The sequence below is a fragment of the Citrobacter sp. Cf136 genome (genome assembly GCF_030333815.1).
In the GTDB taxonomy this organism is placed as follows: Bacteria; Pseudomonadota; Gammaproteobacteria; order Enterobacterales; family Enterobacteriaceae; genus Citrobacter; species Citrobacter freundii.
In genome coordinates this window covers 1-245 of record NZ_JAOWFE010000010.1, presented here as the reverse complement: position 1 = coordinate 245, position 245 = coordinate 1, and the positions used below count along the sequence as shown (strand labels likewise).

1 protein-coding gene is annotated in these 245 nt (G+C 57.1%); it reads right to left on the bottom strand.

Annotated elements, in window-relative coordinates:
- The coding region (locus tag OGV98_RS00050) for a contractile injection system protein, VgrG/Pvc8 family (RefSeq protein ID WP_286550900.1) at positions 1 to 245 on the bottom strand (245 nt) is incomplete at both ends.

Here is a 245-nt window from a genome sequence, read left to right as displayed (position 1 = left end):
CCCTCCGCCTGGTAGCGGGCAAAGTCCTGGCCATGCTGTACGTCTTTGAAGCGTCCCGGATAATCAAAGATTTCATACTGGGTGCGCTGGCCGTTGAGGTTTTTGGCGTGGTGGCTGAAGTAACCGGGCCATCCGGGCGTTTTGAAGGTGTAATCCTGGTTTTCAACTGAGGAAGGGCGAATCTGTGCCCGGTAGCGGAACGCACTGATGCATGCGGTGGTGGCTTCCCGGGCGTTCGGGTTAAA